The sequence below is a fragment of the Mycobacterium sp. genome (assembly GCF_052144515.1).
GTDB lineage: Bacteria > Actinomycetota > Actinomycetes > Mycobacteriales > Mycobacteriaceae > Mycobacterium.
The window spans coordinates 35,757-59,195 of record NZ_JBKQQD010000567.1; the positions used below are offsets into that span (position 1 = coordinate 35,757).

Below are 23,439 nucleotides of genomic sequence, written 5' to 3' on the forward strand. Positions count from 1 at the left end.
CTTGGCGGGCCCACCGGGATCGACCGATGCGTGATTTCCCTCCTCTTTTCGCGTATCCGTGACAATAACCGGCCGTCGCGGCCCGATGCGCCGAACAACACCTTGATTTGATCCAGTTTATCTAGATAAACTGTGCGCTGCGTGTCACGACAGCCAGGAGACCAAGTGGACCTGTCCTTCACCGACGAGGACCGTGCCTTCCGAGGGGAAGTGCGCTCGTGGCTTCGGGACAGCATCCCGACCGACGAGCGCCCAGACGATTTCACGGGCGCACGGGCTTGGGACATGGCCTGGCAACGCAGGCAGTTCGACGGGGGCTACGGCGGCATCGCCTGGCCGCGTGAATACGGCGGCCGGGGGTTGCCCCTGGTTCGGCAACTGATCTGGTTCGAGGAGTACGCCAAGGCGGGTGGACCCGACATCGGCTGCGGCTTCGTCGGCATCAATCATGGCGGGCCGACCCTCATCGCCCGCGGCAGTGAGGCGCAGAAGCGGCACCATCTCCCGAAAATTCTTGCCGGAGAGGAAGTCTGGTGTCAGGGTTTCTCGGAACCCGGTGCCGGCTCGGACCTTGCGGGCATCGCCACGAAAGGGTCCATCGAAGGCGACGAACTCGTGGTCAACGGCCAGAAGATCTGGACCAGTTACGCCCACATGGCCGACTTCCAGGAGCTACTGGTGCGCACCGACCCCGATTCGTCGCGGCATAGCGGCCTGACGTGGGTGATCTGCGACATGCACAGCCCGGGAATCACGGTCCGGCCCATCGTTTCGATGGACGGCCTGGCCGAGTTCTGCGAGGTCTTCTACGACGACGTTCGCATCCCCCTCGACAATGTGGTCGGCGAGATCGGCGACGGTTGGTCGGTGGCGATGTCCACCCTCGGCTTCGAACGCGGCACCGGTTTCATGAAGCTGCAGACCGAACTGTCCGTGGCGCTGGAGCGTCTCATCGGGGACGCGGCGAGCCTTGGGGCACTCACCGATTCAGGCTTCCGCACACAGCTCGGGGATCTGCGCGCCGATGTGCTGGCGATGCGGGCCATGACCTACGCGGCGGTGTCCGCGGCAGCCCGGGCCGATGTTCCCGGCCCGGAGGGTTCGATGATCAAGATCTTCTATGCCGACCTGGCCCAGCGGATGCACCGCACCCGCATGGACATCATCGGCGTCCACGGTCTCGACCGCGGGGGCGGCTATGGCCACGACATCGGCGAGTACCTGTACTCCTACGCGCACACGATCGGCGGCGGCACATCCGAAGTCCAGCGAGACATCGTGGGTGAGCGCGTCCTCGGCCTGCCTCGGAATCGTTAGGAATCGGCCGTGGACTTCCTTCCCGATGCCGACCAGGATGCCTTGGTCGAGGCGACCCGTCAGTACATCCAGTCGCGGGTGCCGCTGACCGATGCGACCGCCCGACTCGACGACGTCCGGTGGAAGGAAATCACCGAAATGGGTTGGCTGGGACTGGGGGCCCGCGAGGATGCGGGCGGCGCCGGGGCAACCCTCCTCGACGAGGTCTTCGTATTCCGGGAAATCGGCGGCGCACTGGTCCCGGGTCCCATTCTGTCGACGCTGGCGGCCGCACGGTTGGCGGCGTGGACGGGGAATACCGCGCTGGCGAGGGACTTGATCGGCGGCCAGGCGCGAGTCGCACGCGCCATCCCCGTGCCCGGCGGCGAGGAGCTGCTGGTGCTCGACGCGGACGATTCTGCGCTGCTCATCGTGGTCGACGGCGACCGGGTGGCCCTCTACCCCACGCCGCAGCATCTGGGCTCGAACCCGGGCCTCGAGGACGGCACGTCGGTGAGCCACACCAGCCGCGGGGAACTCGCGCTCGCCTCGATCGCCTCCGACGACGGCCAGACGGTAAGCCGGGTGCGCCGCGTGCTGTCCATCCTGACTTCTGCGCAGCTGGCCGGGATCTGCGGAGCCACCCGGGACCTGGCCACCGACCACGCGAAGAACCGGGTCCAATTCGGCAAACCCATCGGCGCTTTCCAAGCCATCAAGCACAAGTGCGCGGACATGGCCACCCAAGCGTTGGCCGCGCAGAGCGTGACCTTCTTCGCCGCACTGACCGAGATGGCAGGGGCGACGCGTTCCGATTACCACGCCTTGGCAGCCGCGGTGTGCTGCCGCCGCGCCGCCTTCGCGAACGCCAGGGCCAACGTTCAGATCCATGGAGCGATGGGATTCACCGTCGAAGACAGCGCCCACCGTTTCGTCAAACGGACGCACACTCTCTGTGCCACAGAATCTTTCGACCGGGCAGCCGAGTCGCTGTGCGGACTGCCCAGCGTCCAGACAAGTGAGGAAGCATGATCACGGCCGAACTGAAGACCGATCTCGTCGACGGGGTCGGTGTGGTGTCGCTGAATCGGCCACACCGCCACAACGCCATCACCGACGCGCTGTTCGACGAGATGTGCGCGGCACTGCGGGGCTACCTCGGTGACCCGGCTGTCCGGTGTTTGTTGATCCGTGGCGAGGGACCCTCCTTCTGTTCCGGGCGGGACACAGCCGAGTTGGGCAAGCGCGCCGTCGGCGAAGACGACTTCACGTTCGTCAGCGAGCACCAACGGATTCGGTTGGAGGTGCTCGAATCGCCGAAACCGGTGGTCGCGGCCGTGCAGGGCGCCGCCTTGGGGGGCGGCTTCGAGATTGCCCTGTCCGCCGACATGCGGATCATCGCGGAGGACGCCGCCTTCGGTCTTCCCGAGGTCGGACTGGGACTGGTGCCGGACACCGGCGGCACGCAGCTGTTGCCGGCGCTGGTGGGCCCGGCGCGCGCGAAATACCTGGTGCTCGGCGGGGTCCGCATCGACGCCCGCACCGCGTTCGCGTGGGGCCTGGCCGAAGAGGTCGTCCCCGTGGACCAGCTCTACGACCGCGCCCTGGCGCTGTGCCGTCACCTCGCGGCCCAGCCGCGACTGGCAATGTCGATGGGCAAGATGTTGGTCAACCAGGCCACGGCCGGCGACATCCGCAACGGCCTAGGGCAGGAGTTGCTCGCCCAGACCGCCCTGTTCCGTTCCGAGGAATACCTGAGCATCAAGGAAAGCGCCCTGCGGCGTCGGAAGACGTCCGGCGACAACGCGCCTGGAAGCGACGGAGCCTGACGATGCCGTTACCGGCACCTCCTCCGGTCGGTCGGGCCATGCTGCCGCCGGATACCTACGCCGGCCAGGTCGTCGTCGTCACCGGCGGCGGGACCGGGCTGGGCAAGGCGATGGCCGCCGAGTTCGCCCGGCTGGGCGCGGCGGTAGCCATCGCCAGCCGCAAGGCCGAACACCGCGAGACCGGAGTCAGGGCGCTGAAAGAGCTGGGCGCCAACGCGCTTGGCGTCGAGCTCGATGTGCGGAACGAGGGCGCGGTCGCCGCGACTTTCGACCAGATCGAACGTGAGCTGGGGCCCGCCGACGTCCTGATCAACAACGCCGCAGGGAATTTCCCCTCGCAGGCCGTGAAAATGTCCGCCAACGCCTGGCGCAGCGTGGTCGACATCGTGCTCAACGGCACGTTTCTGTGCAGCACGGAATTCGCCCGCCGGGCCATCGCGCGATCCGCACCCGGCGCCGTCCTCAACATCGGCGCCACCTACTCGTGGACTGGCGGCCCCGGCACCGCGCATTCGGCGGCCGCCAAAGCCGGCGTCACAAACCTGACACAGTCCCTGGCCGTCGAATGGGCGCCCAACGGCATCCGCGTGAACTGCCTTGCCCCCGGCCTGTTTCCCCACGGTGACCTGCCGCCGGTGCTGCTGGCTCGGCAGAATCCCGAAGCCGACGGCAAACGCATTCCCGCCGGCCGAGTCGGGCAGCCGCACGAATTGGGCTGGGCCGCAACCTACCTGTGCTCACCGTATGCCGCGTACCTGACCGGTCACACCCTCGTCCTCGACGGTGCGAATTGGCTGCGCCGGGGCCTCACCATGCCCGAGTTCACACCCATCGACGAACAATTCCCGTAGCGAGCGGTGTGGCTTTGAAATGAAAGGACCAGCGAAACGGTGACAATCGCCGCGACTTCAGCCGACGTGCCCGCCGCGCGCGCGCAGCCAGGTGCACCGCCGGTGTGGGCGCCCGGGCAGGCCGACACGGTGATCGCCGTCCTGTCTCGCGCCGTCGAACGGTCCCCCGACAAGGTGTTCCTCGACTTCGCCGGAGAGAGCTACACGTACTCGCAGGTGTGGGACCTGTCGCTGCGCCGCGCCGCCGGTCTTGACCTGCTCGGCATCGGCCCCGGCCACACCGTGGTCTGCATCCTCGACAACAACGTCGACGCGATCGTCTCCTGGTTCGCCGCCAACTTCCTCGGAGCGATCTGGGTTCCGGTCAACACGGCGCTCAAGGGCGACTACCTGCGTCACCAGATCGGCGATGCCGCAGCGGCGGTGGTCCTGGCCGAATCGGACTATACACAGCGGGTTTTCGACGTCGCCGACGAACTTCCCGACCTCAGGCAACTGGTGGTGCGCGGGAAGGTGCCGGAATCGTCAGCATCGTCGGAGTCGTTTCCGGTTCCCGTTACCTCCCTGGATGCCATCACCCCCGAGCGGGGATTGTCCGCACCCGTCGCGGCGGCTCCGCCTGATCTGGCGATGCTCATCTACACCTCGGGAACGACCGGCCCCTCCAAGGGCTGCATGATCAGCCACAATTACATCTGCAACGTCGCCCGCAACACCGCCGCCATGCGCAACCCCGCCTTCACGTTGTGGACGCCGTTGCCGCTGTTTCATCTCAACGCCGCCGGGACGTCGGTGCTGGCGACGGCGGTCAACCAGACCACCGTCTCGATCGCCGAGCGATTCTCGCTGTCGGGGTTCTGGCCTGAGATCAAACGATCCGGCGCTCAGCAGGTTTCGATTCTCGGCATCATGATCACGCTCATCGCGACGATGCCCGACACCCCCGAGATGGCCGAGTGTTTCGGGCAGATCGAACACGTCGGCGGCGCGCCGTGGACTCCCGAGTTGATCGCCACCTGGAAACAACGGTTCGGCGTACGAAGCGCCGGGAACTCGGTCTTCGGGCTCACCGAGGCCTCGTTCATCACGAGCAACCCGCAAGGCCGCGAGGCGCCGCTGGGTGCTTCCGGGCGTCGTAACGACGACTTCGACGTCCGCATCGTCGACGACGCCGACGTCGAAGTCCCGGACGGTCAGGCCGGCGAGATCATCGTTCGCCCGCGCAAACCGCACGTCATGTTCGAGGGGTACTGGCGTCGACCCGAAGCGACCATGGCGGTGCTGCGAAACCTGTGGTTTCACACCGGTGACATCGGACGATTCGACCCCGACGGGTGGTTCTGGTTCGTCGACCGAAAGAAGGACTACCTGCGGCGGCGCGGCGAGAACATCTCCAGCTACGAGCTCGAACGCACCTTCCGCACCCATCCCGACATCGCCGATGTGGCAGTCCATGCCGTGCCGTCGGACCTCACGGAGGACGATGTCAAGGTGACGGCGGTACGACGCGACGGCGCCGACCTGACCGAAGAGCAGTTGTGCCGTTGGTGTCTGGACAAGCTGCCCTATTTCGCCGTCCCCCGGTACATCGAGTTCCGGGCCGGGCTTCCCCGTAATGCCACGGGCAAAGTGCTGAAGCACCAGCTGCGTGACGAGGGTATCACCGCGGGCACATGGGACATCACCAGCTCCGACGTTGAGGTCGTGAGGCGATGAGCGGCGGCCGGCTTACGCCGTTCGAGCACCCACCCGTCGTCCTACTCGACGGCACGGCGGCCCTGTCGCGAGAAGTCCTCGGCAACAAGGGCTACGGCATCAACGCCATGCGCCGCGAGGGCCTACCCGTGCCCCCGGGGTTCGGCATCACCACCGAGGTGTGCGCGCGCTACTTCGAAGAGCCCGACGCGACCGCCGACGCCATCCGCGACGACGTACGCGCCGCACTGCGCCGCCTGGAAGCGGAGACCTCGCGGACCTTCGGAGCCGGACCGCGCCCGCTGCTGGTGAGCGTCCGCAGCGGCGCCGCACTGTCCATGCCCGGCATGCTGGACACCGTGCTGGACTTGGGCATCGATGACGCCGTCGAATCGGCACTCGCCCAGCTGCACAGCCCCGAGTTCGCCGCCGACACCCGTCGGCGCTTCTGCCACATGTATCGGCGCATCGTGCTCGGCGACGAGGAGGGCGAAGTGCCGGACGATCCCTTCGCACAGTTGGGCGGGGCCATCGGTGCGGTGTTCAGATCATGGCACTCACCCCGCGCCGCCGCCTACCGAAAGCACCACGGACTCAGCGAGACCGGTGGCACGGCCGTGGTGGTGCAGGCCATGGTCTTCGGCAACATGGGGTCGAAATCCGGCACCGGCGTGTTGTTCTCGCGTAACCCGATGACCGGTGCCGGCGAACCGTTCGGTGAATGGCTGCCCGGCGGTCAGGGTGAGGACGTCGTGTCCGGCACCTTCGACGTCGAGCCCGTGTCCGCGCTCCGCGACGAGCAGCCGGCGATCTACGACGAGTTGCTGAAAACGGCCGTCACGCTGGAGCGCATCGCAAAGGACGTTCAGGACATCGAGTTCACCATCGAACAGGGCAAGCTCTGGCTGTTGCAGACCCGGGTGGCCAAGCGGTCCGCACAGGCCACGGTTCGCTTGGCCCTGGCGCTGCACTCCGAAGGCTTGATCGACGACGCGGAAGCGCTCCACCGCGTCGACCCGGCGCAGATCCAGACGCTGTTGCAGCCCTCGCTGCAGCCCGAAACCCGGCTTGCGGCGCCACTTCTGGCGAAGGGTCTGCCGGCCTGTCCCGGCGTGGCGTCCGGCACGGCATACGAGGACGTCGACGAGGCAATCGATGCGGCCGAGGATGGCGAGGACGTGATCCTGGTGCGCTCCTGCACCAGTCCCGATGACATCCACGGAATGATGGCGGCGCGGGGAATCGTCACCGAGATCGGCGGCGCGACCAGTCACGCGGCTGTGGTGTCGCGCGAACTGCATCGGCCGTCGGTCGTCGGGTGCGGCACCGGGATCGCCCGGGCTCTGGCCGGCAAGCAGATCACGGTCGACGGTACCGAGGGCGAAGTCCGCGAGGGCAAGCTCGAACTGACGGCGTGGTCCGGGGACGACACCCCCGACCTGGCCGAGCTCGGCAGGATCGCCCGCCGGCACAGCCCGCTGGGCGCGCACGCCGCCGGCGATCACCCGGCGCTCCACGACAACACCGAAGCAGGCGTGCGCGCCGCACTGGACGCCGGCCTCACGGACGTCGTCTCGCCGCATCCGCTGGTCACGATGCTGATCGCCGCGCGCCTGCAGGCCAACACAATAACGGATTAGCTCCCATACCGAGGAGGAAGAACATGGGCCGGGCCGAAGACAAGGTCGTCTTCATCACGGGTGCCGCGCGCGGGCAGGGCCGCAGTCACGCGGTGCACCTCGCCGAAGAGGGCGCCGACATCATTGCGGTGGACATCTGCGCGGACATCGCCAGCAACGAATATCCGCTCGCGCGCCCCGAAGACCTCGACGAGACGGCACGGCTGGTCGAGAAGACGGGCCGGCGCATCGTTCCCATCCAAGCGGACGTGCGCGACCGCGCGGCGCTCGCCGACGCCCTGAGCCGGGGCGTCTCCGAACTCGGCAAGCTCGACGTCGTCGTGGCCAACGCGGGAATCTGTCCGCTGGGCGAAGGCCTCCCGGTCGAAGCGTTCGTCGATGCCGTCGATGTCGACCTCATCGGGGTGATCAACACCGTGCACGTCGCCCTACCGCATCTGCACGGCGGCGCGTCGATCATCATGACCGGTTCCGTGGCGGGCCTGCTCTCGAGCGCATCTTCCGGGTCGGGCCCGCAGGGACTGGGTGGCGCGGGCTACAACCTGGCCAAGCGGGTGATCGTCGAGTACAGCACCACGCTCGCGGTCAAGCTGGCGCCAAAGGCGATTCGCGTCAACGCCATTCATCCGACGAACTGCAACACCGATATGTTGCAGAGCGAACCCATGTACAAGGCCTTTCGACCCGACCTGGCCGATCCCACGGTCGCAGAGGCCGAAGTCGGCTTCCGGTCGATGCAGGCCATGCCCATTGCGTGGGTCGAGCCGTCGGACATCTCCTATGCCGTGGTGTATCTCGCGTCCGACGAGTCCCGCTACGTCACCGGCGTGCAACTCAAGATCGACGGCGGGGCCACCATCCAGCGCGGCGGGTGAGCGGGACGCGTGACGGTTCCCGGGCCGTTGCCGCTGCGGCTACAGTGGGAGAGCCACTCACGCTGCCTGCATCGATGCCGGGAGGTGCACCCGTGTTCCCCCGCCTGCGGCGCACCGATGTCGACACCACGCCGTCCTGGTTCGCGGCCGCCCTCGAAGACAGGCCCGAGCATCGCGATGTCGAAGTCGCAGGCTGCCGGATCCACCTGCGCGCCTGGGGTGACACCGCGCTGCCGCCGTTGGTGCTCGTGCATGGCGGCGGAGCGCATTCGGGATGGTGGGATCACGTCGCGCCGTTCCTATCCCGCACGCACCGGGTCATCGCGCCGGATCTGTCCGGACACGGCGACAGCGATCCCAGGACGGCCTACCACCTGGACACCTGGGCGCGGGAAGTGGTCGCCATGGCGGCGGCCACGGGGGCGTCGGGACAACCGACCATCGTCGGCCACAGCATGGGCGGCTGGGTGACCGCCACGGCCGCAAACCATTACGGCACGCAAATCGACAGCATTGTCGTGATTGATTCGCCGCTGCGGGATCGTGCGCCGGAAGAGCAACGACTCCGCAACCGCAAACATCGCGGGTATCGCACCAGGGACGATATCGTCGCCCGGTTCACCGCAGTGCCGGCGCAGGAGGTCATACTTCCTTACGTCAAGAGCCACATCGCGGTCGAGTCGGTGCGAAAGACCGTCGACGGGTGGGTGTGGAAGTTCGATCCGGCGATCTTCGGCGGCGATCTGCTCGATCAACAGACGCCCGCCGAGCAAGAGATGCTGGAAGACGTGATGGACCAAATGCCATGCCGGATAGGTTATCTGCGTTGCGAAGCCGGTTTGGTGCCGACGGCCATGGCCGACAAGATCCGCTCCATCCTGCAGCTCAGGGGGCCGTTCGTCGAGCTCGCGCAGGCCGGCCATCACCCCGTGCTGGACCAACCACCGCCGCTTGTCGCCACCCTGCGCACACTGCTCGAGTTCTGGTCGATCACCTGACCAGGCCCGGCGTAAAGTCATTGACGACAAAGGACATTGGGGTATCGCCCCGGCTTCCGAACGATGCCCGGAAACGTCCATTCCACCCTTCAGCAAGATGCGACAAGGCGTCGCCAAGAATATAGATAATTGCGACCCGCAGCATTGACTTTCCGGTGTTATCGGCCTTAGAGTCGTCCCTGCATCACCATCGTCTGCTCTGCCCGCGGCGCAAGTCCGCGGCGATCCTGTCGAACGAGGAGACCGCAATGCTTTCGTCCGCCGACCCGGCCCAAGGCGGGATGTGCTGAGGCGTGGCCACCGTTTACCACGGACGACCGATCGAGCCCTACCGGCTCGGGGTCCTGATCGACCTCCCCGAACATCCGGGACTCAGCGACTGCTGGCCGGACGCGGTACGTCTGGCGTGCGAGGAGGCGAAGGCTCGTGGGCTGCTTGAACGCGACGTCGAGGTGGTGGTGCGCGAGGTGTACGCGCAGCCGTGGGCGTCCGCCCATGGACTCATCAGGGCGTACCGCGAGCTGGTCGAGGAGGCCGACGTCCTCGGGGTCGTCGGCCCCTTCACGTCCGACAACTGCCTGGCATTGCTGCCCGAGATCGAGCGCCTGCAGGTCCCCACGGCGACGATTTGTGGGTCCACCCGCTTCGTCGGTGACTACGCGTACGCTTTCGCCAACGGAGGTTTGGCCGACGAGCCCGCGGTGATGGCGGCGTGGCTGGACGCAAACGGCCACCGCAGGATCGCCGTGCTGCGGGAGCGCACACAGATCGGCGAGGAGTACTCGGAGTTCTTCCGCTACGAGCTGCAGGCCCACAACCTGGTCGTGACGGCCGAACCCCAGGTGTACCCGGCGACCAGTGTCGAGGAGCTGGTCGAGGCCCTCAACGTCTGCCGCGACTCCAAGCCCGACGCCCTGGTGTACCTCGGCCTCGGCGGAGTCAACCAGTGGGTTCGCCCGGCTCTCGAACAGATCGGGTGGGATCCCCCGCGCATCCAGACCACCGCCTTCGTCAGCGCGACCTACAGCGAGGAACGCGCCCAGCGGTTGGAGGGCTGGGTCGGGGTCGACCAGTACGACGAACGCAACGAGGTGTTCGCGGCCGTCCGGCGAAGATTCCTTCGGCGTTTCGGCTACGACTACGCCACCTCGGGACTGTCGACGGGCTACGACATCGGCCATGCGTTCGCGCTGGCTCTCGGCAGGATGCGGTACGCCACCCCGACGGCGCTGCGCGACGCGATGGACACCCTGCGCCGCATTCCCGCCTGCACCGGCGGGCCGGGCACCATCATCACACTCGGGCCGTCCGACCACCGCGCCTACAAGGGAGCCGACTTTTTGGTGGTGCGCCGGGCGCAGGGCGGTTCCACCACGCTCGAAGGTGTCGCCCCGGTAGTCCCGTGGCATCAGCCGTCATGAGGATCGCCGTCACCGGCGCCAGTGGCGTCTTCGGGCGCGGCATCGCCGCCCGGTTGCGCTCCGAGGGGCACGAGGTGGTGGGGCTGGCCAGGCACAAGCCCCGTAACTGGTTCTCCGACAGCGCCTTTGTCGAGGGCGACATCCGCGATGCCGACAAGGTGCGGCGCGCGGTCAACGGCGCGGAGGTCGTCGCACACTGCGCCTGGGTCGTCAATTCCAATCCCGACGAACAACTCACCCGCGACATCAACATCGGCGGCACGCAGAACGTCCTTGATGCGATGAACCAATCGGGAAGCCGCAGAATCGTTTTCGCATCCTCCGTGCTGGCCTACGGGGCCCCTACCACGGCCGGGGGGCGCCTGAAAGAGGACGACCCGCTGAATCCCTCGCCCGATCACTTCTACGCCTTCCACAAGGCCTGCGTCGAAGGCATGCTCGCCGAGTGCGGCAAGGAGTGGGTTGCCGTCCGTCCCGGCATCGTAGTCGGTCGCGACGTCGACAACACCGTCATGCGCCTGCTGGGTTCGCCGGCGTTTCCGAACGTCGAAGGCTCGGCGGACCGGCCGATGCAGATCGTGCACACCGACGACGTGCACAGAGTTTTCGTTAGGGCGGTGCTGGGACAAGAAACCGGACCGGTCAACCTGGCGGCCGCGGGCGAGCCCACCGTGCGTGACATCACCGCAAAACTCGGTCGCCGGCTGTTCCCCGCCAGCAAGCGGGTGATCGACGCCGGACTCGGCGCCCTCTATCGACGCGAACTCGTCGAAGCGTCCCCCGCCGAGTTCGAGCTGCTGTTGAACTTTCCCATCATGGACACCAGCCGGCTGGTGGACGAGTGGAGCTACACGCCCGCGTGGAATTCCGACGAGTGCCTGGACGATTTCGAACTCGCCGTCCGTGGCCGAATGGTTCTCGGCAAGAAAGTCTTCACCTTGCCCTGGCGGATGCCGCTGGTGCACGACATGCCCGCGGTCGATGAGCCACCGGCCGACGGCGTGCGGCTGCATCCCGCCGGGCCCGACGGTCTCAACGGCGAGTTCGACAGCCCGATCGACCCCCGGTTCCCCACCTTCGTCGCCACGAACCTTTCCGAGGCGCTGCCGGGACCGTTTTCTCCGGCGTCCGCGTCGGCCACCGTACGGGGCCTGCGGGCGGGCGGGGTGTCGATCGCCGAACGGCTGCGGCTACCCGGGGTGATTGGAAGGGAAATCGCCACGAGGTCCGTGGGCACCTTCGCGCACCGCGTCTACGGTGGGGTGAGTTCGGTCTACTACATGGGCAGGTCGATGCCGGGCACCAATCCCCAGAGCATGACCGATCAATTCTTCGGCCGACAACTGGGCGATACGCCGGTATTCGGGCCCGAACGCCCCCACGAGGAGAAACAAGGGATCGGTCGGCGGTTGAGCGACCTGATCGGCGTCGGACTGACCGGCGTCGGGCTCTTGGCCGGGTCGACCTCCGAGTCAAAGTCTTTCGTGCGCGACATCGATCGGCTCGAAGGGCTGTTACCTCAAGACCTCGCCGACCTCGACGACAACCGGCTGGAAAGTCTCATCACCCTCGCCCGCGATCTGGTGGTGCATGGCTGGCTCCTGGCAGGGTGGGCCGCGATGCTGTGCACGGCAACCGCGACCGCCGCGACACGCCTCGGCGGTGGTGCACTGCCCGCGCCCGGTCGGGATGTGGCCAGCGGTCAAGCTCTCGCGAGCCTTCAGCGGCTGAGCGAGTTGGCCCGTGCCAACCCGGCAGCGGCCGAAGCGCTTTCGGCCGAGCATGACGTGCTCGCCGTAGTCCAGGAGCGGGCGCCGGAGCTGTACCGGGCAATACTCACCGAACTCGCCCGGGTCGGCCACCGCGGGCCCGCCGAATGCGAGTTGCGCTCTGCCACCTACGGCGACAACCCCGAACAGTTTGCCCGGATGATCGCGAAATCGCTTGTTCCTCAGAAAGGCACGGACGAAGGTGGGGCGTCCGAGTCCCCGACGTCGATGCGCGGTCGGCTGGCGGCACGGCTCGCAGCGCGCCAACTGCGTGACCGGGAGATCCGGCGCGACAAGGTCGTACGGGCCACGTCCATTCTGCGGAGGCTGCTGCGCGAACACGCACGGCGCCTGGTCGCGCGCGACCTGCTCGACGAGGTCGACGATGTCTTCTTCTTCCAAGTCGACGAACTGGAGGCGCTGCCGCCCGACGCCCGGGCAATAGTGGCGCGTAGGCGCACCGAGATGGCGCTACTTGCCGATGCACGACCACCGCAGGCTTTCAGCGGATCGTGGAGCCCTGTGGCCGACGTGAAGCAGCTGCAGCCCGGACAGCTGTTGAAGGGCCTGGGTGTGAGCGGAGGACGCGTCAAGGGCCGCGTCCGCGTCGTCGATCAGCACACGATCGACGACCTGCAGCCCGGCGAGGTACTCGTGGCCGAAGTCACCGACGTGGGATACACGCCGGCATTCGCCTACGCGGGCGCCGTCGTCACCGATCTCGGCGGGCCGATGTCGCACGCGGCCATCGTGGCGCGGGAGTTCGGCGTTCCCTGCGTGGTCGACGCCCGCAACGCCACCCGCCGGCTGCCCACCGGCGCTTTGGTTGAGATCTCCGGAACAACTGGAGAGATAAGGCTTTTAGAGGCGGCTATCGACGACACCGACTCTGACGAGCAGACCCTAGAGAAATGAGAGATGTCATGGCACACGAGCGTCTGAGCACCAGCGGGCACTTCGGATTCCAGGCGGTCGCAACGTTCATCGAGCCCAAGGCAAGCGCTCATTGGAACGACGCCGCCGGACTCGCGATGAACATGCAGTACTTCTACGGTTCCGTGCGTTCGGAGAGCGGCGACTATTGGTGGCCGATCCGCGGCTTCTACACCGATCGGGCACGATTCCTTCATCTTTCGGAATCCAAGATCGGCGGCGACTTCGTCTACGCCATCGACGAAAACAGCTCGTACGGCGGTCCGGTCGAACACCGCCTGCGGGACGGCCGTTACGAGGTGGTGACCCCCGAAGGTACGGCTTTGATGGCGGTCGACGACTCCCGGATGGAGTGGAACGACGGAAGCGAGTTGTCGATGACCGGTGACCTTGTCGGGCCGGGTCTGCAATTCTTCAACCCGGATGAGGACGACCCGTTGCTGTACACGTCGCGTCTCTTCAAGGCCGAAGGAACGATCAAGGGTATCCCCGTCACGGGCCTGGTGTTCCACGACAGCATGCACTCAAAACCGGGTCGGGACTTCATCACCGGGCCGGTCATCAGCAAACTGGAGGCCGCGTGGGTCGCGTTCGCGACGGAGTTCGAGGACGGCACAATCCACTCCGGGCACCTTGTGCACGGCACCGAGGACTTCAACCTCATGATCATCCACCGCACCGACGGCCCTTCGCTGATCGCGCGCGACATCGTCGTGGAGGCCGAGCTCGACGGTGAACCGATGTCGGACAACGCCTATCCGGCGCGGGTGAGCTACACGGGTGGTGGGGAGACCTGGGTTTGGGAAGCCATCCCGGGCGGGCGTTGCCCCGTGCGGAGGGAACTTCCCGCCGGGCACCGGTGGCGCCAGGGCTGGGCACACCACGTCGACGAGCGGCGCCGTCCGAAGACCACCGAAGCGTTGATGGAGACGTACAACGGGCGGCTGCTGGACACCGGTGCCCTGCGCGAAAGCGTGGCGCCGTGAGCGCGGGTGCACAGCCCGCGTGGAAGTGGCCGTCGCGGCGGCGGGGGAACTTCGATTTCCGGAGCCTGGTCAGCACGTGTGAATTCGCCGCTCGCGATGCCTGGTGCGAGCGCGAGTTCTTCGGGCTCCGCCCGATGGCCACCTACTGGTGGAGCTGCCTGAACGACGACGACGGCAATTACCTGGCGCCGATGCGCAAGGTGAACACCGAGCTGTCCGGCGGCCTCCAGTTGTCCTCCAACGTCGGCGAAGACAACCTCGAAATCGCGCCGGAGGCCTTTGGCGCTGCGCATCGCGGAGCGGGGGTCCGCTGGATACTGAGTGAGGACGCAACGTCGTTTCAGGTGGCCGCGCAGCCGACCCCGTCCACCCAGCCGTTCACCATCACGATTTCCGACGACGAACTGGTTTGGACGGAGGGGGAACTGCTCGACCTGCGCGGTCCCCGGCTGGGACTGGGTTACCAGTGGTACACGCCAAACATCGACGAGCGCGGCGGAAACCTCTACGCGTCGCAGCCATTTCGCGTGACGGGGCACGTGCGGGGCCGCCGGGTCCGCGGCTTCGTCTCGATGGACAATTTCTACGGCCCGACAGGCCAGGTGTACAACAACGGCCCGATCTTCAACGTGGTCGAACTGGCGTGGGTGACGTTCGCGAACATCTACGGGGACGGCTCCCACGAGTTCGGCGCGCTCTGCCTGGGCAAGGAGCACTGGGGTTTTGCGGTCGTGGCCGACCACAACGGCCCGATCGTCGAAACCACCGAACTCACTGCCGACGTGCGATTGGACCCCGACAAATACGTGGATACCGCCCTTTACACGGCGGGCGGCACCGAATGGCGCTTCACCGCCGCCAAGCGTGGTCAGATGCGATCGTTGGCCGCCGCACGTGGTGACGCCTATCACGGCCAAGCCGGTTCGGTGCGGCGGATCGGGGACGATCGGATGCCGGAAACGTCGCTCGCGTGGATCGAGACCTTCCCCCTGAATGGCCTCGACCGGCGCTACGCGGGCGAGCGACGCTAGCCCTGCGACCCTTCAACGTTCCGACAGAGCGTCGAGTCCGCTCCGGGTGATCCGCTCCAAGACCTCGCCGGCGGCGGCGAGGTCCTCAGTGTCGAGGCGGCCGCCGCCCACCGCAAGAAGACCCTCCACGAGCGCCCGCAGCGCCACTGCCACACCGCGTGCGGACCGTGTGCCGGAGGCCACCGACTGCCAGAATTTATCAAATTGCGGTTCGTACGAACCGAGTTCGCTCAACTCGGGATGTCGCGAAGTGTCCTGCTGGATGACGCTGAGGTACTTGGCGACGTTCGGATGCTGCCGGCGAAGCGCGATCGCTTCCGCCAGCAGTGCCGATACCCGATCCGCCAACATCGGCCGATCGGCGGTTGCCACGGTGAAGGCGCTCAACACATGGTCTTGAGCCGCGTCGGCCGCCGCGATGTACAGTCCCGTCTTGTTCCCGAAGTGGTGATACAAGGCCGGTGCGGTCGCGCCGGCGTCGGCCAGGATGGCGCGAGTGCTAGCGCCCGAATAGCCATACCTGCTGAAATGGGTTGCCGCGGAACGCAGTAAAGCGTCACGCACCGGGCCGGCCCCGCCTGGGGGCCTGCCGGAGCTACGCCGTTGAGCTTTCGATTTCCCAGTCACCCAGCGGTGAGCTTGTCCTCGGTGATGCGCCCGGGGAAGAACTCGATCCACGTGTACCCGACGGCCAGGTCACGGTCGTCGCCGTCACGCCGCGTGATGCCCCCCTGGGATGTGTAGTTCGCCCAGCGCGCCTCACCGAAATGACGCATCTTCCCGGTCTCGCTACCGGTGAACGTGTAGCCGTGCCCGTCGATATCGAAGCCGGCGGCCTTGATGAAGCCCTCGTTGTCCAGATCGTAGGTGGCTTTGACCTGGTCGGTCTTGGCGACGAGCTTGCCCGAATCGAACGTCGCCGCGCCGGACCACCCCCGCCGCCCCTTGACGATCACGCCATACTCCACACTGCCGTCGGTAAACTTGTTCCCGAACACCTCCCAGGAGATCTCGAGATCGCCGAAGTACCGGTACTCCTTCCACTCGAGGCCGTGGGTCCAGTACCCATGGTCGAGCCCGACGAATCCTTCCGCGGGCTTGCCGCCGATCGTCCCGGTGACCCAGTAGACCTGCGTCGTGTAGAAGAGCGGTTCGTCGCGTGCCGGCGCATAGAACTGGAATCCCGGCCCCTGCAGGGGTCCCGCCACATCGAGGAGTTGTCCCTCCGACCACTGGATGCCCGCGTCGTCGATGGTCAGCTCGAGCGGTTCGGTGGCGACGCCGAACTTCTCCGACATGGTGTGCATCAAGTGGTTCCGCCAGATACGTCGGGACGGCTCGATCGTCCGGATCGACTCGCCGCGCGCCGACGTGAATGTGCCCTGATGCAGATTCAGGTCGCCCGTCGAATCATTCATGAACCACAGGCCGCCGGTCATCGGGCCGATGAACTTCCGTTCCAACGCCCACATCACGCCGTCGGCGTCGCGCAGAGCACCGTAGAAGTACTGCACCTGCAGCGTCAGTCCGTGCCGGTGATGGTGCGGCTGGAGATCGGACAACTTGGGGTCGTAGGCGTCGACAACCGTTTGGAAATCGAAGTCCCCGTACACAGAAATCGGCATGATCCTCCTCTAAATATATCGATCGCTATATTATTGCACGGCGAGTAGAATGTCCAACGTCAGCGGGAAATGACTTGTGAGCAACCGCGCATCGGCTGCGGATCAACGTCCGCGGAATCGCGGTTTTCTGTGCTCCCGGAACGCGCGCACGCCCTCGCGCAGGTCCTCGCTGCGGTGCACCGCCTCTTGTCCCTGGAACTCCGCGGTCTGGGTCTCCCGCAGCTCGGATAAGGTCGCGGTCCGCAGGGCCCGCTTGATCCCCCGGTAGGACAGCGTCGGGCCGTCGGCCAGGGCCTGCGCCAGAGCCTCGAACTCCGCGTCGTAGGCCTCGTCGGGGACGACGTGCGATATCATTCCCCACTCGAATGCCGTTGTCGCGGAGATTTTTTCGGCGAGCAGAGCCATCCGCGCCGCCCGCCCGCGGCCGATGGCCGCCGGCACCAGCGCCGAGGCGCCGCCGTCGGTCATCAAGCCGACCTTCGTGAACGCCAGCTGGAAGAACGCCGATTGCGCCGCGACGGCCAGGTCGCAGGCCACTGCCAGAGAGCACCCCACCCCGACGGCCGCACCCCGGACGCCGGCCAACACCGGCTTCGGCGCCTCGATGATGGCCCCGATCACTTCGGCCGCGGCCGCGGCCGCGCCGTCGGTCTCCTCGCCGCTGAGGTCTCCCCCGGCGCAGAACGCGCGGCCGGCACCGGTCAGAGTGATCACGCGGACCGAATCATCGGCGGCCGCGGCCGAAACCGCATCCCGAAGCGCGACGAGCATGGGCGTGTTGACGGCATTGAGCTTCGTGGGCTTGTCGAGCACGACGCGCAGTACAGCGCCGTCGCGGTGACACGAAATGCCCGCGGCCACCGCTACCGGCCCACATCGCGGCAGATGATGTGCCCCATGACCTCGGCGCTACGCACGTTCGGCATCCCCTTTCATGACCCGAGGCACCGACCTGAGTATTCAGTATGAACTCGTGCGCCGGCCCGGATCAGCCGTTCGCCGCGGGAGCGCCTTTGCGCAGTTCGTCCAGCATTGTGATCACCCGCTGTCGATCCACCTTGAGCGCCGCCCCGCGTGGCAATTCGTCGACGATGTAGACCTCCGCCGGCACCTCGTAGGGGGTCAGCGAAGACCGGCAGTGCGTCCGCAACTCCTCCGCCGTCGCAGTGGCACCCGGTCTCAGTTCGACTGCAGCGATGGGGATTTGGCCCAGCCGCGCGTCCGGAAGCCCCGCGACCGCGGCGTCGCGCACTGCCGGGTGGGAACGCAGGGCGCGCACCACCGCGTCGGGCGCAACCTTGAACCCGCCGCGCACGATGACGTCGTCTGCCCGACCGTCGATGTAGAGGTAGCCGTCGTCGTCGAGGTGTGCGAGGTCACTGGTGGTGACCCACCGATCCGCCGATCCCCCGACTTGCGGAGAGGCCACCTGCAGTCGGCCCGTTTCCCCCACTGGAAGGACCTCGCCGTCGTCGTCGATGACCTGCAGGCGCACCCTCGGGAAAGGCCTGCCGACGCTGCCCTTCTTGTCCGCCCAGTGAGCGAAGAAGTCTTTCTTCGTCCATCCCGCAACGGCTCCCGAGAATTCGGTGGCACCGTAGACGACGAGGATCGGAATACCGAACTTGTCGTAGAACGCGTCGACGAGGGCCGGCTCCACCGGGCTGGTACCGGCGTTGACGGCGCGAATACTGCTGAGTTCTTCGCGGGTGATGTCGGAGTCGAGTACCGCCCGCAGCGCGGGCGGGGGGAGGCCTACCAGGGCAGGACGGTGCTCGGCGACGACGGCACGCCAGGCAGGTAGGTCGAACCGCTCGAGCAGGACTAACGGACGCGCGGTTACCAGCGCCTGCAGCAGGCCCCACAGCCCTCCGATGTGGACGATGGGCAATACGACCAAGCCGACGGTTCCGGTCAGCGGCGCGCGTTCACTGCCGTCGGGCCGGTTGTTGTGGCGCAGCGCGGCGGACAGCGACGCCTCCAACTGCACGTACCTCAGTGGTACGCGTTTGGGGGCTCCCGTGGTTCCGGACGTCAACATCTCGACGGCCACCGCCGGATCGCCGGGCGCAGGCTGTTGCCTCCGCTCGGAGCGCCTGACGAGCGCCCCTTCGTCCAGGCTCCACGCCGCTGCTTCGAGTTCGGCCACGGCCGAGGTGAACGTGTCCTCCGCCCACAGGGCGCCGGGTGCCAGCACGAAGGCGGTCTGTGCATCGAGCAGGTCGGCGCTGAGCCGCTCCGCCGGCTGCAGAGGGCTGATCGTCACCAGCGTGCGCCCGCCGCGGATGATCGCGATGAGCGCGGCCACCGATTCCATCCGGTTGCCCAAAACCACGGCGACACGGCCACCTGCCCCGCATCCTGCGGCGCCAAGCTGCTCGTCGAGCTGCTCGGCCAACGTCCGGATCCGCCCCCATGGGATCCAGCGGCCGCCGGTTTGCAGCATGTTGGCGTCGTCATCGGCTTGCCACAGCCGTCCCAGCGCATCGGGGATGCTCGTCATGCCAACTCTCTAGAGGGCGGGATAAGGCCTTCCCAACCTAGCCCACGTGGTTTACTAGGTCAACTTACTATCCTGCTCGCGCCGATGGTCGGGAGGCGACGCGAGGGGGCGGCGCGCCCGGGCGCGCTCATAACCCGCCGACGAGGGCCCGACGCAGCACGATCAGCATGAACCTCACTGCCTCGCAGGATTTTTGAGCAAGGCCCGAGTGCTTTGAGCATTTGCGTCGAAGCCTCGACGCGGTGGGCAAGGGGCCGCATGAGTTTCTCTAGACAGAGGCGATGCTCCCGTCTATGGTCTGAGACGGCTCGCCAGAAATTACAGACAGTGTTGCCGGAATTGGCGGAGGCTATAGTCCCGCTGAGGGACTCCGCGCGGATCTTCTCGATCGATCACCCGGCGGTGGAGGAAACGAATGACTCAAGAAGGCGAATACCCGTTACTGGATTACAAATTCATGCGCGGCCCCGACGCCGGCGGGTCGAACTTCCTGAGACTTGACGAGTGCCAACGGCAGGCCCGGCCGTTCTTCCGCGCCAATGACGAGAGAAAGTACTGGGTCTTCACCGATCACGACGTGATACTCGAAGCGCTTCAGGATCCCGGACTCTTCTCGAACGGCGCCGTGGTGCCACTGGAGCCGGATCCGGCTTACAAGTGGATCCCGATGATGATCGACCCGCCGGAACATGGCAAGTGGCGGCATCTCCTCGGCCTGTACTTCTCCCCTGGGCGTGTCCGCAGTTTGGAAGACGAACAACGTTGCTTCGCAAGAGATCTCATCGACGGTTTCCGCGAAAAAGGTTCGTGTGATTTCTATGCCGATTTCGCCGCCGTCTTTCCGACCACCATTTTCCTTCAGATCATGGGTCTGCCGATCGCGAAACTGCCGGACTTCATGAGGTGGGAAGACAAGATCCTGCATTCGACGGCGGACAGCGATCCGGACAGATCGATCGCCATGGCCACCATGATGGAGGTGGCGGGCTACTTCTCCGAGCTCATCGCCGACAAGCGCGCGAACCCGGACAAGCGCGGCGATGACATCGTCAGCCATGCACTCGACTGGCGGATAGACGGCGAGCCGCCGGCGGACGCGGATCTGTTGTCTTGCATGCTGTTGCTGTTCATGGCCGGACTGGACACCGTCGCGTCGCAGCTGTCGTATTCTTTCCTGCACTTGGCGACTCACGACGCGGACCGCAAGCGGATCGCCTCGGAGCCGTCAATCATCCCGCACGCGGTGGAAGAACTGGTGCGGGCGTATTCGATCGTTCAGACGGGGCGGAAAGTCACGCGGGATGTCGTCTTCCATGGTTGCCCCATCAAAGAAGGCGAAGTGGTCGAGCTGCCTCTGGGCATGGCCAACCGCGACCCGCACGAGCACGTGCGCGGCGGCACGGTCGATTTCGACGCACCGCGTCCGCGCCACATCGGCTTCGGCGCAGGTCCGCACCGGTGTCTGGGTTCGCATCTTGCGCGCCAGGAAATGGCCGTGGTCCTCGAGGAGTGGCATCGGCTCATACCGGAGTACGAACTCGCGGACGAATCAGCGGTAACCGAGCACGCCGGGGGGGTTTTCGGTATCGACGCGCTGCCCTTGCGGTGGGTGGTATGAACCCAACCGGGGACGAGCCCGCGCGCCCGATGCGGGGCGTGCGCGTCCTCGAGGTAGCCCAGTACACGTTCGTGCCGGCAGCCGGCGCCGTGCTTGCCGACTGGGGCGCCGACGTCATCAAGGTGGAGCATGCAGAACGGGGCGACGCCCAACGCGGGCTCGTCCGAGTGCTGGGCCTCGAGACAGCCAGCAAGGGGTCGTCGTTCTTCCCCATCATGGAGGGACCCAACCGCGGCAAACGCAGCATCGGACTGGCGGTGGATAATCCCGCCTGCCGACCGTTGCTGGAACGACTGGTGGCTTCCAGCGACGTGTTTCTCACCAACTATCTCCCCGGTGCACGCAAGCGTCTCGGCATCGAGATCGCCGACATTCGCGCGATCAATCCCGACATCATCTACGTCCGTGGCAGCGGTTTCGGCCAGCATGGCCCCGACGCCGACAAGGGCGGGTATGACAGCACCGCGTTCTGGGCGCGCGGCGGCAGCGCGGCCGGTCTGACACCTCCGTCTTCCCCACGAAGCCCGCGCATGCCCGCCGGCGCGTACGGGGACTCACTGGGTGGAATGACCATTGCCGGTGGCATCGCGGCGGCCCTCTATTCGAGATCGGTGACGGGGAATCCGTCCGTCGTCGACGTCTCCCTGATCGGAGTGGGCGCCTGGGCAACGCAATTCTCGATCAACCTCGCCCTGCTGGCCGGCGGGCCGCTGCCCAAAGAGGAACCACCCGAGCACGGCGCGGCCACCAATCCGCTCATCGGCGCATACCGCACCGCCGACGGCCGGTTCATCGAGTTGGCCATGCTCCAGCCCGGCGTCTATTGGCCGGAATTCTGCCGCCTGGCCGAACGCCCGGACCTGGCCCGTGACGAACGGTTCGACTCCGTCGAGAAGATCATGGCCAACGCCGCCGAGGCCGCGGAAATCGTCGCGGAGCTGATCGCCGGCCGGCCCCTGTCCGACTGGGTGGAGGTGCTTTCACGCGGCGTCGGTCAATGGTCCGTGGTGCAGGACGCCTGGGAGGTAAGCCAGGACCCGGCTCTGCGCGCCAACGGGATGATCGCCGGCGTCACCGACGCCGACGGCGTCGAACACGAGCTGGTGTGCAGCCCGGTTCAATTCGACGAGAACCCGATAAGCCTCGCCCGCGCGCCGGCCTTCGCGGAGCACACCGATGAGGTGATTCGCGATTGCGGTTTCACCGATGATGAACTCATCGGCCTCAAGATCGACGGAGCGGTCACCTGAGCAGGCTGGTAGCGCCACCCAGGCGTACCGCATCATCCGGCCGGGTGAGAGGCGGCGAGTTCGCCCCATAATGCCGCGAGCGCTGCTTTCGTCGGGGACCATTCGCGTTGCTACTTTGCAGGTAACTCAGTTAACTTGGATTACTCGCTGAGTGGCTTTTAATCTTCGCATTCTGGTCGTTAAACTCGGTGAATATCCGATGGCGAGGCGCCGTGGGGGACAACGACACCAGCGGGTGCTGGGCAGATTACCAACGGGAGGTCTAGTGCCATCGCTTCCGCCGCTCGCCCAAATGGCGACCGTGACCTCCACAGGGCCTGGTAGGCAAGGTGTGCGCGCGCCGAAGACCGCGGAGCTGGTCGCCGGGACGCTGCGCCGGATGATCGTAGACGGCAAGCTCAAGGACGGCGACTTCCTCCCCAACGAGCCCGAGCTGATGAATCACTTCGGCGTCAGCCGCCCGACGTTGCGCGAAGCGGTGCGGGTGCTGGAATCAGAACGGCTTGTCGAGGTTCGTCGCGGCTCGCGCACCGGCGCTCGGGTGCGGGTGCCCGGGCCCGAGATAGTGGCCCGCCCGGCCGGTCTGCTCCTGGAGTTGTCGGGCGCGACCATCGCCGACGTCCTGGTCGCGCGGTCTGCGATCGAGCCTTTGGCCGCCCGTTTACTCGCGGATGACGGCAAGGAGAAAGCGTTCGACGAGCTCGAGCAGATCTTGGTCGAAGACCTCCCGGCGTCCATGGAGATTCCGCAGTTCGCCGCGGCCACGGCCCACTTCCATCGCCGACTGGTGGAGTTGTCGGGCAACGCGACGCTCAGCATGATTGCGGGGATGCTGCACGAGATCACCGAGAGGCACACCGCGGTGGCGGTTGCGCGTAAGGGCCGCGTCGCCAAGGGGGACTACGCGAAGCTGGTGCGCTCGTACCGCCACCTCATCGAGCTGCTGCGCGCGCGCGACGGCGATGGGGCCGAGGCCCATTGGCGTCGCCACATGGACAACTCCCGCACGATCTTGCTTCGGACACTGCCAACGATCAAGGTCCGCGACGTGATGGATTGAGTCTGGGCAGGCGCACAACACTTTTACCGAGATACCAACGCAGACAACGTGATAGCTTG

The 23,439-nt window shown here is 66.5% G+C and carries 19 protein-coding genes; 15 read left to right on the forward strand and 4 right to left on the reverse strand.

Going from position 1 to position 23,439, the window contains the following annotated elements; translation table 11 throughout:
* The first annotated feature begins 165 nt into the window (after nucleotides 1–165).
* The 12 genes from ACLP9N_RS39195 to ACLP9N_RS39250 all read left to right on the forward strand — a co-directional run bounded on the left by ACLP9N_RS39195 (nucleotide 166) and on the right by ACLP9N_RS39250 (nucleotide 15,324).
* The gene (locus ACLP9N_RS39195; protein WP_442412431.1) at nucleotides 166–1,317 is read left to right on the forward strand and encodes an acyl-CoA dehydrogenase family protein; all 1,152 of its coding nucleotides are present in this window, start codon (nucleotides 166–168) and stop codon (nucleotides 1,315–1,317) included.
* Between the two features lie 9 nt (nucleotides 1,318–1,326).
* Nucleotides 1,327–2,328 carry an acyl-CoA dehydrogenase family protein gene (locus ACLP9N_RS39200; protein WP_442412432.1) on the forward strand — a complete coding sequence of 334 codons (1,002 nt, stop codon included), beginning with the start codon at nucleotides 1,327–1,329 and terminating at the stop codon, nucleotides 2,326–2,328.
* Entirely contained in the window at nucleotides 2,325–3,125 is an 801-nt protein-coding gene (locus ACLP9N_RS39205) for an enoyl-CoA hydratase/isomerase family protein (protein ID WP_442412433.1), read from the forward strand. Before ACLP9N_RS39200 ends, ACLP9N_RS39205 begins: the two co-directional genes overlap by 4 nt.
* A gap of 2 nt (nucleotides 3,126–3,127) precedes the next feature.
* Complete coding sequence (locus ACLP9N_RS39210) at nucleotides 3,128–3,976, forward strand: SDR family oxidoreductase (protein WP_442412434.1); 849 nt, start codon at nucleotides 3,128–3,130, stop codon at nucleotides 3,974–3,976.
* A gap of 39 nt (nucleotides 3,977–4,015) precedes the next feature.
* Nucleotides 4,016–5,692 (forward strand): AMP-binding protein, encoded by a 1,677-nt coding sequence (locus tag ACLP9N_RS39215; RefSeq protein WP_442412435.1) that lies wholly within the window; start codon nucleotides 4,016–4,018, stop codon nucleotides 5,690–5,692.
* A complete protein-coding gene (locus tag ACLP9N_RS39220; RefSeq protein WP_442412436.1) occupies nucleotides 5,689–7,311 on the forward strand; it encodes a pyruvate, phosphate dikinase in 1,623 nt (540 codons plus the stop codon). Before ACLP9N_RS39215 ends, ACLP9N_RS39220 begins: the two co-directional genes overlap by 4 nt.
* Nucleotides 7,312–7,334: 23 nt before the next feature.
* Entirely contained in the window at nucleotides 7,335–8,186 is an 852-nt protein-coding gene (locus ACLP9N_RS39225) for a mycofactocin-coupled SDR family oxidoreductase (RefSeq protein ID WP_442412437.1), read from the forward strand.
* Between the two features lie 74 nt (nucleotides 8,187–8,260).
* Complete coding sequence (locus ACLP9N_RS39230) at nucleotides 8,261–9,184, forward strand: alpha/beta fold hydrolase (RefSeq protein WP_442412438.1); 924 nt, start codon at nucleotides 8,261–8,263, stop codon at nucleotides 9,182–9,184.
* A gap of 293 nt (nucleotides 9,185–9,477) precedes the next feature.
* A complete protein-coding gene (locus ACLP9N_RS39235; protein ID WP_442412439.1) occupies nucleotides 9,478–10,605 on the forward strand; it encodes an ABC transporter substrate-binding protein in 1,128 nt (375 codons plus the stop codon).
* Nucleotides 10,602–13,289 (forward strand): NAD-dependent epimerase/dehydratase family protein, encoded by a 2,688-nt coding sequence (locus tag ACLP9N_RS39240; protein ID WP_442412440.1) that lies wholly within the window; start codon nucleotides 10,602–10,604, stop codon nucleotides 13,287–13,289. Before ACLP9N_RS39235 ends, ACLP9N_RS39240 begins: the two co-directional genes overlap by 4 nt.
* Nucleotides 13,290–13,297: 8 nt before the next feature.
* Nucleotides 13,298–14,293: a hypothetical protein gene (locus ACLP9N_RS39245; RefSeq protein ID WP_442412441.1), complete on the forward strand. Its 996-nt coding sequence runs from the start codon at nucleotides 13,298–13,300 to the stop codon at nucleotides 14,291–14,293.
* A complete protein-coding gene (locus ACLP9N_RS39250) occupies nucleotides 14,290–15,324 on the forward strand; it encodes a hypothetical protein (RefSeq protein WP_442412442.1) in 1,035 nt (344 codons plus the stop codon). Before ACLP9N_RS39245 ends, ACLP9N_RS39250 begins: the two co-directional genes overlap by 4 nt.
* Nucleotides 15,325–15,336: 12 nt before the next feature.
* Here the strand turns inward: ACLP9N_RS39250 and ACLP9N_RS39255 are convergent, their stop codons facing one another.
* From ACLP9N_RS39255 to ACLP9N_RS39270, 4 genes are all read right to left on the reverse strand, one after another.
* Entirely contained in the window at nucleotides 15,337–15,888 is a 552-nt protein-coding gene (locus ACLP9N_RS39255; protein ID WP_442412443.1) for a TetR/AcrR family transcriptional regulator, read from the reverse strand.
* A gap of 59 nt (nucleotides 15,889–15,947) precedes the next feature.
* On the reverse strand, nucleotides 15,948–16,949 hold the full coding sequence (locus ACLP9N_RS39260; RefSeq protein ID WP_442412444.1) for a hypothetical protein: 1,002 nt from the start codon (nucleotides 16,947–16,949) through the stop codon (nucleotides 15,948–15,950).
* Between the two features lie 102 nt (nucleotides 16,950–17,051).
* The gene (locus ACLP9N_RS39265; RefSeq protein WP_442412445.1) at nucleotides 17,052–17,810 is read right to left on the reverse strand and encodes an enoyl-CoA hydratase-related protein; all 759 of its coding nucleotides are present in this window, start codon (nucleotides 17,808–17,810) and stop codon (nucleotides 17,052–17,054) included.
* Nucleotides 17,811–17,937: 127 nt separating this feature from the next.
* Nucleotides 17,938–19,452 (reverse strand): class I adenylate-forming enzyme family protein, encoded by a 1,515-nt coding sequence (locus ACLP9N_RS39270; protein ID WP_442412446.1) that lies wholly within the window; start codon nucleotides 19,450–19,452, stop codon nucleotides 17,938–17,940.
* Nucleotides 19,453–19,867: 415 nt separating this feature from the next.
* On the opposite strand from ACLP9N_RS39270, the gene ACLP9N_RS39275 reads away from it, so the two are divergent.
* From ACLP9N_RS39275 to ACLP9N_RS39285, 3 genes are all read left to right on the forward strand, one after another.
* A complete protein-coding gene (locus tag ACLP9N_RS39275) occupies nucleotides 19,868–21,070 on the forward strand; it encodes a cytochrome P450 (RefSeq protein WP_442412447.1) in 1,203 nt (400 codons plus the stop codon).
* On the forward strand, nucleotides 21,067–22,320 hold the full coding sequence (locus ACLP9N_RS39280; RefSeq protein ID WP_442412448.1) for a CaiB/BaiF CoA transferase family protein: 1,254 nt from the start codon (nucleotides 21,067–21,069) through the stop codon (nucleotides 22,318–22,320). The genes ACLP9N_RS39275 and ACLP9N_RS39280 overlap by 4 nt, the downstream gene beginning before the upstream one ends.
* Nucleotides 22,321–22,612: 292 nt before the next feature.
* Nucleotides 22,613–23,380, forward strand: a complete 768-nt coding sequence (locus tag ACLP9N_RS39285) for a FadR/GntR family transcriptional regulator (protein ID WP_442412449.1) — start codon at nucleotides 22,613–22,615, stop codon at nucleotides 23,378–23,380.
* The last annotated feature ends 59 nt before the right edge of the window (nucleotides 23,381–23,439 follow it).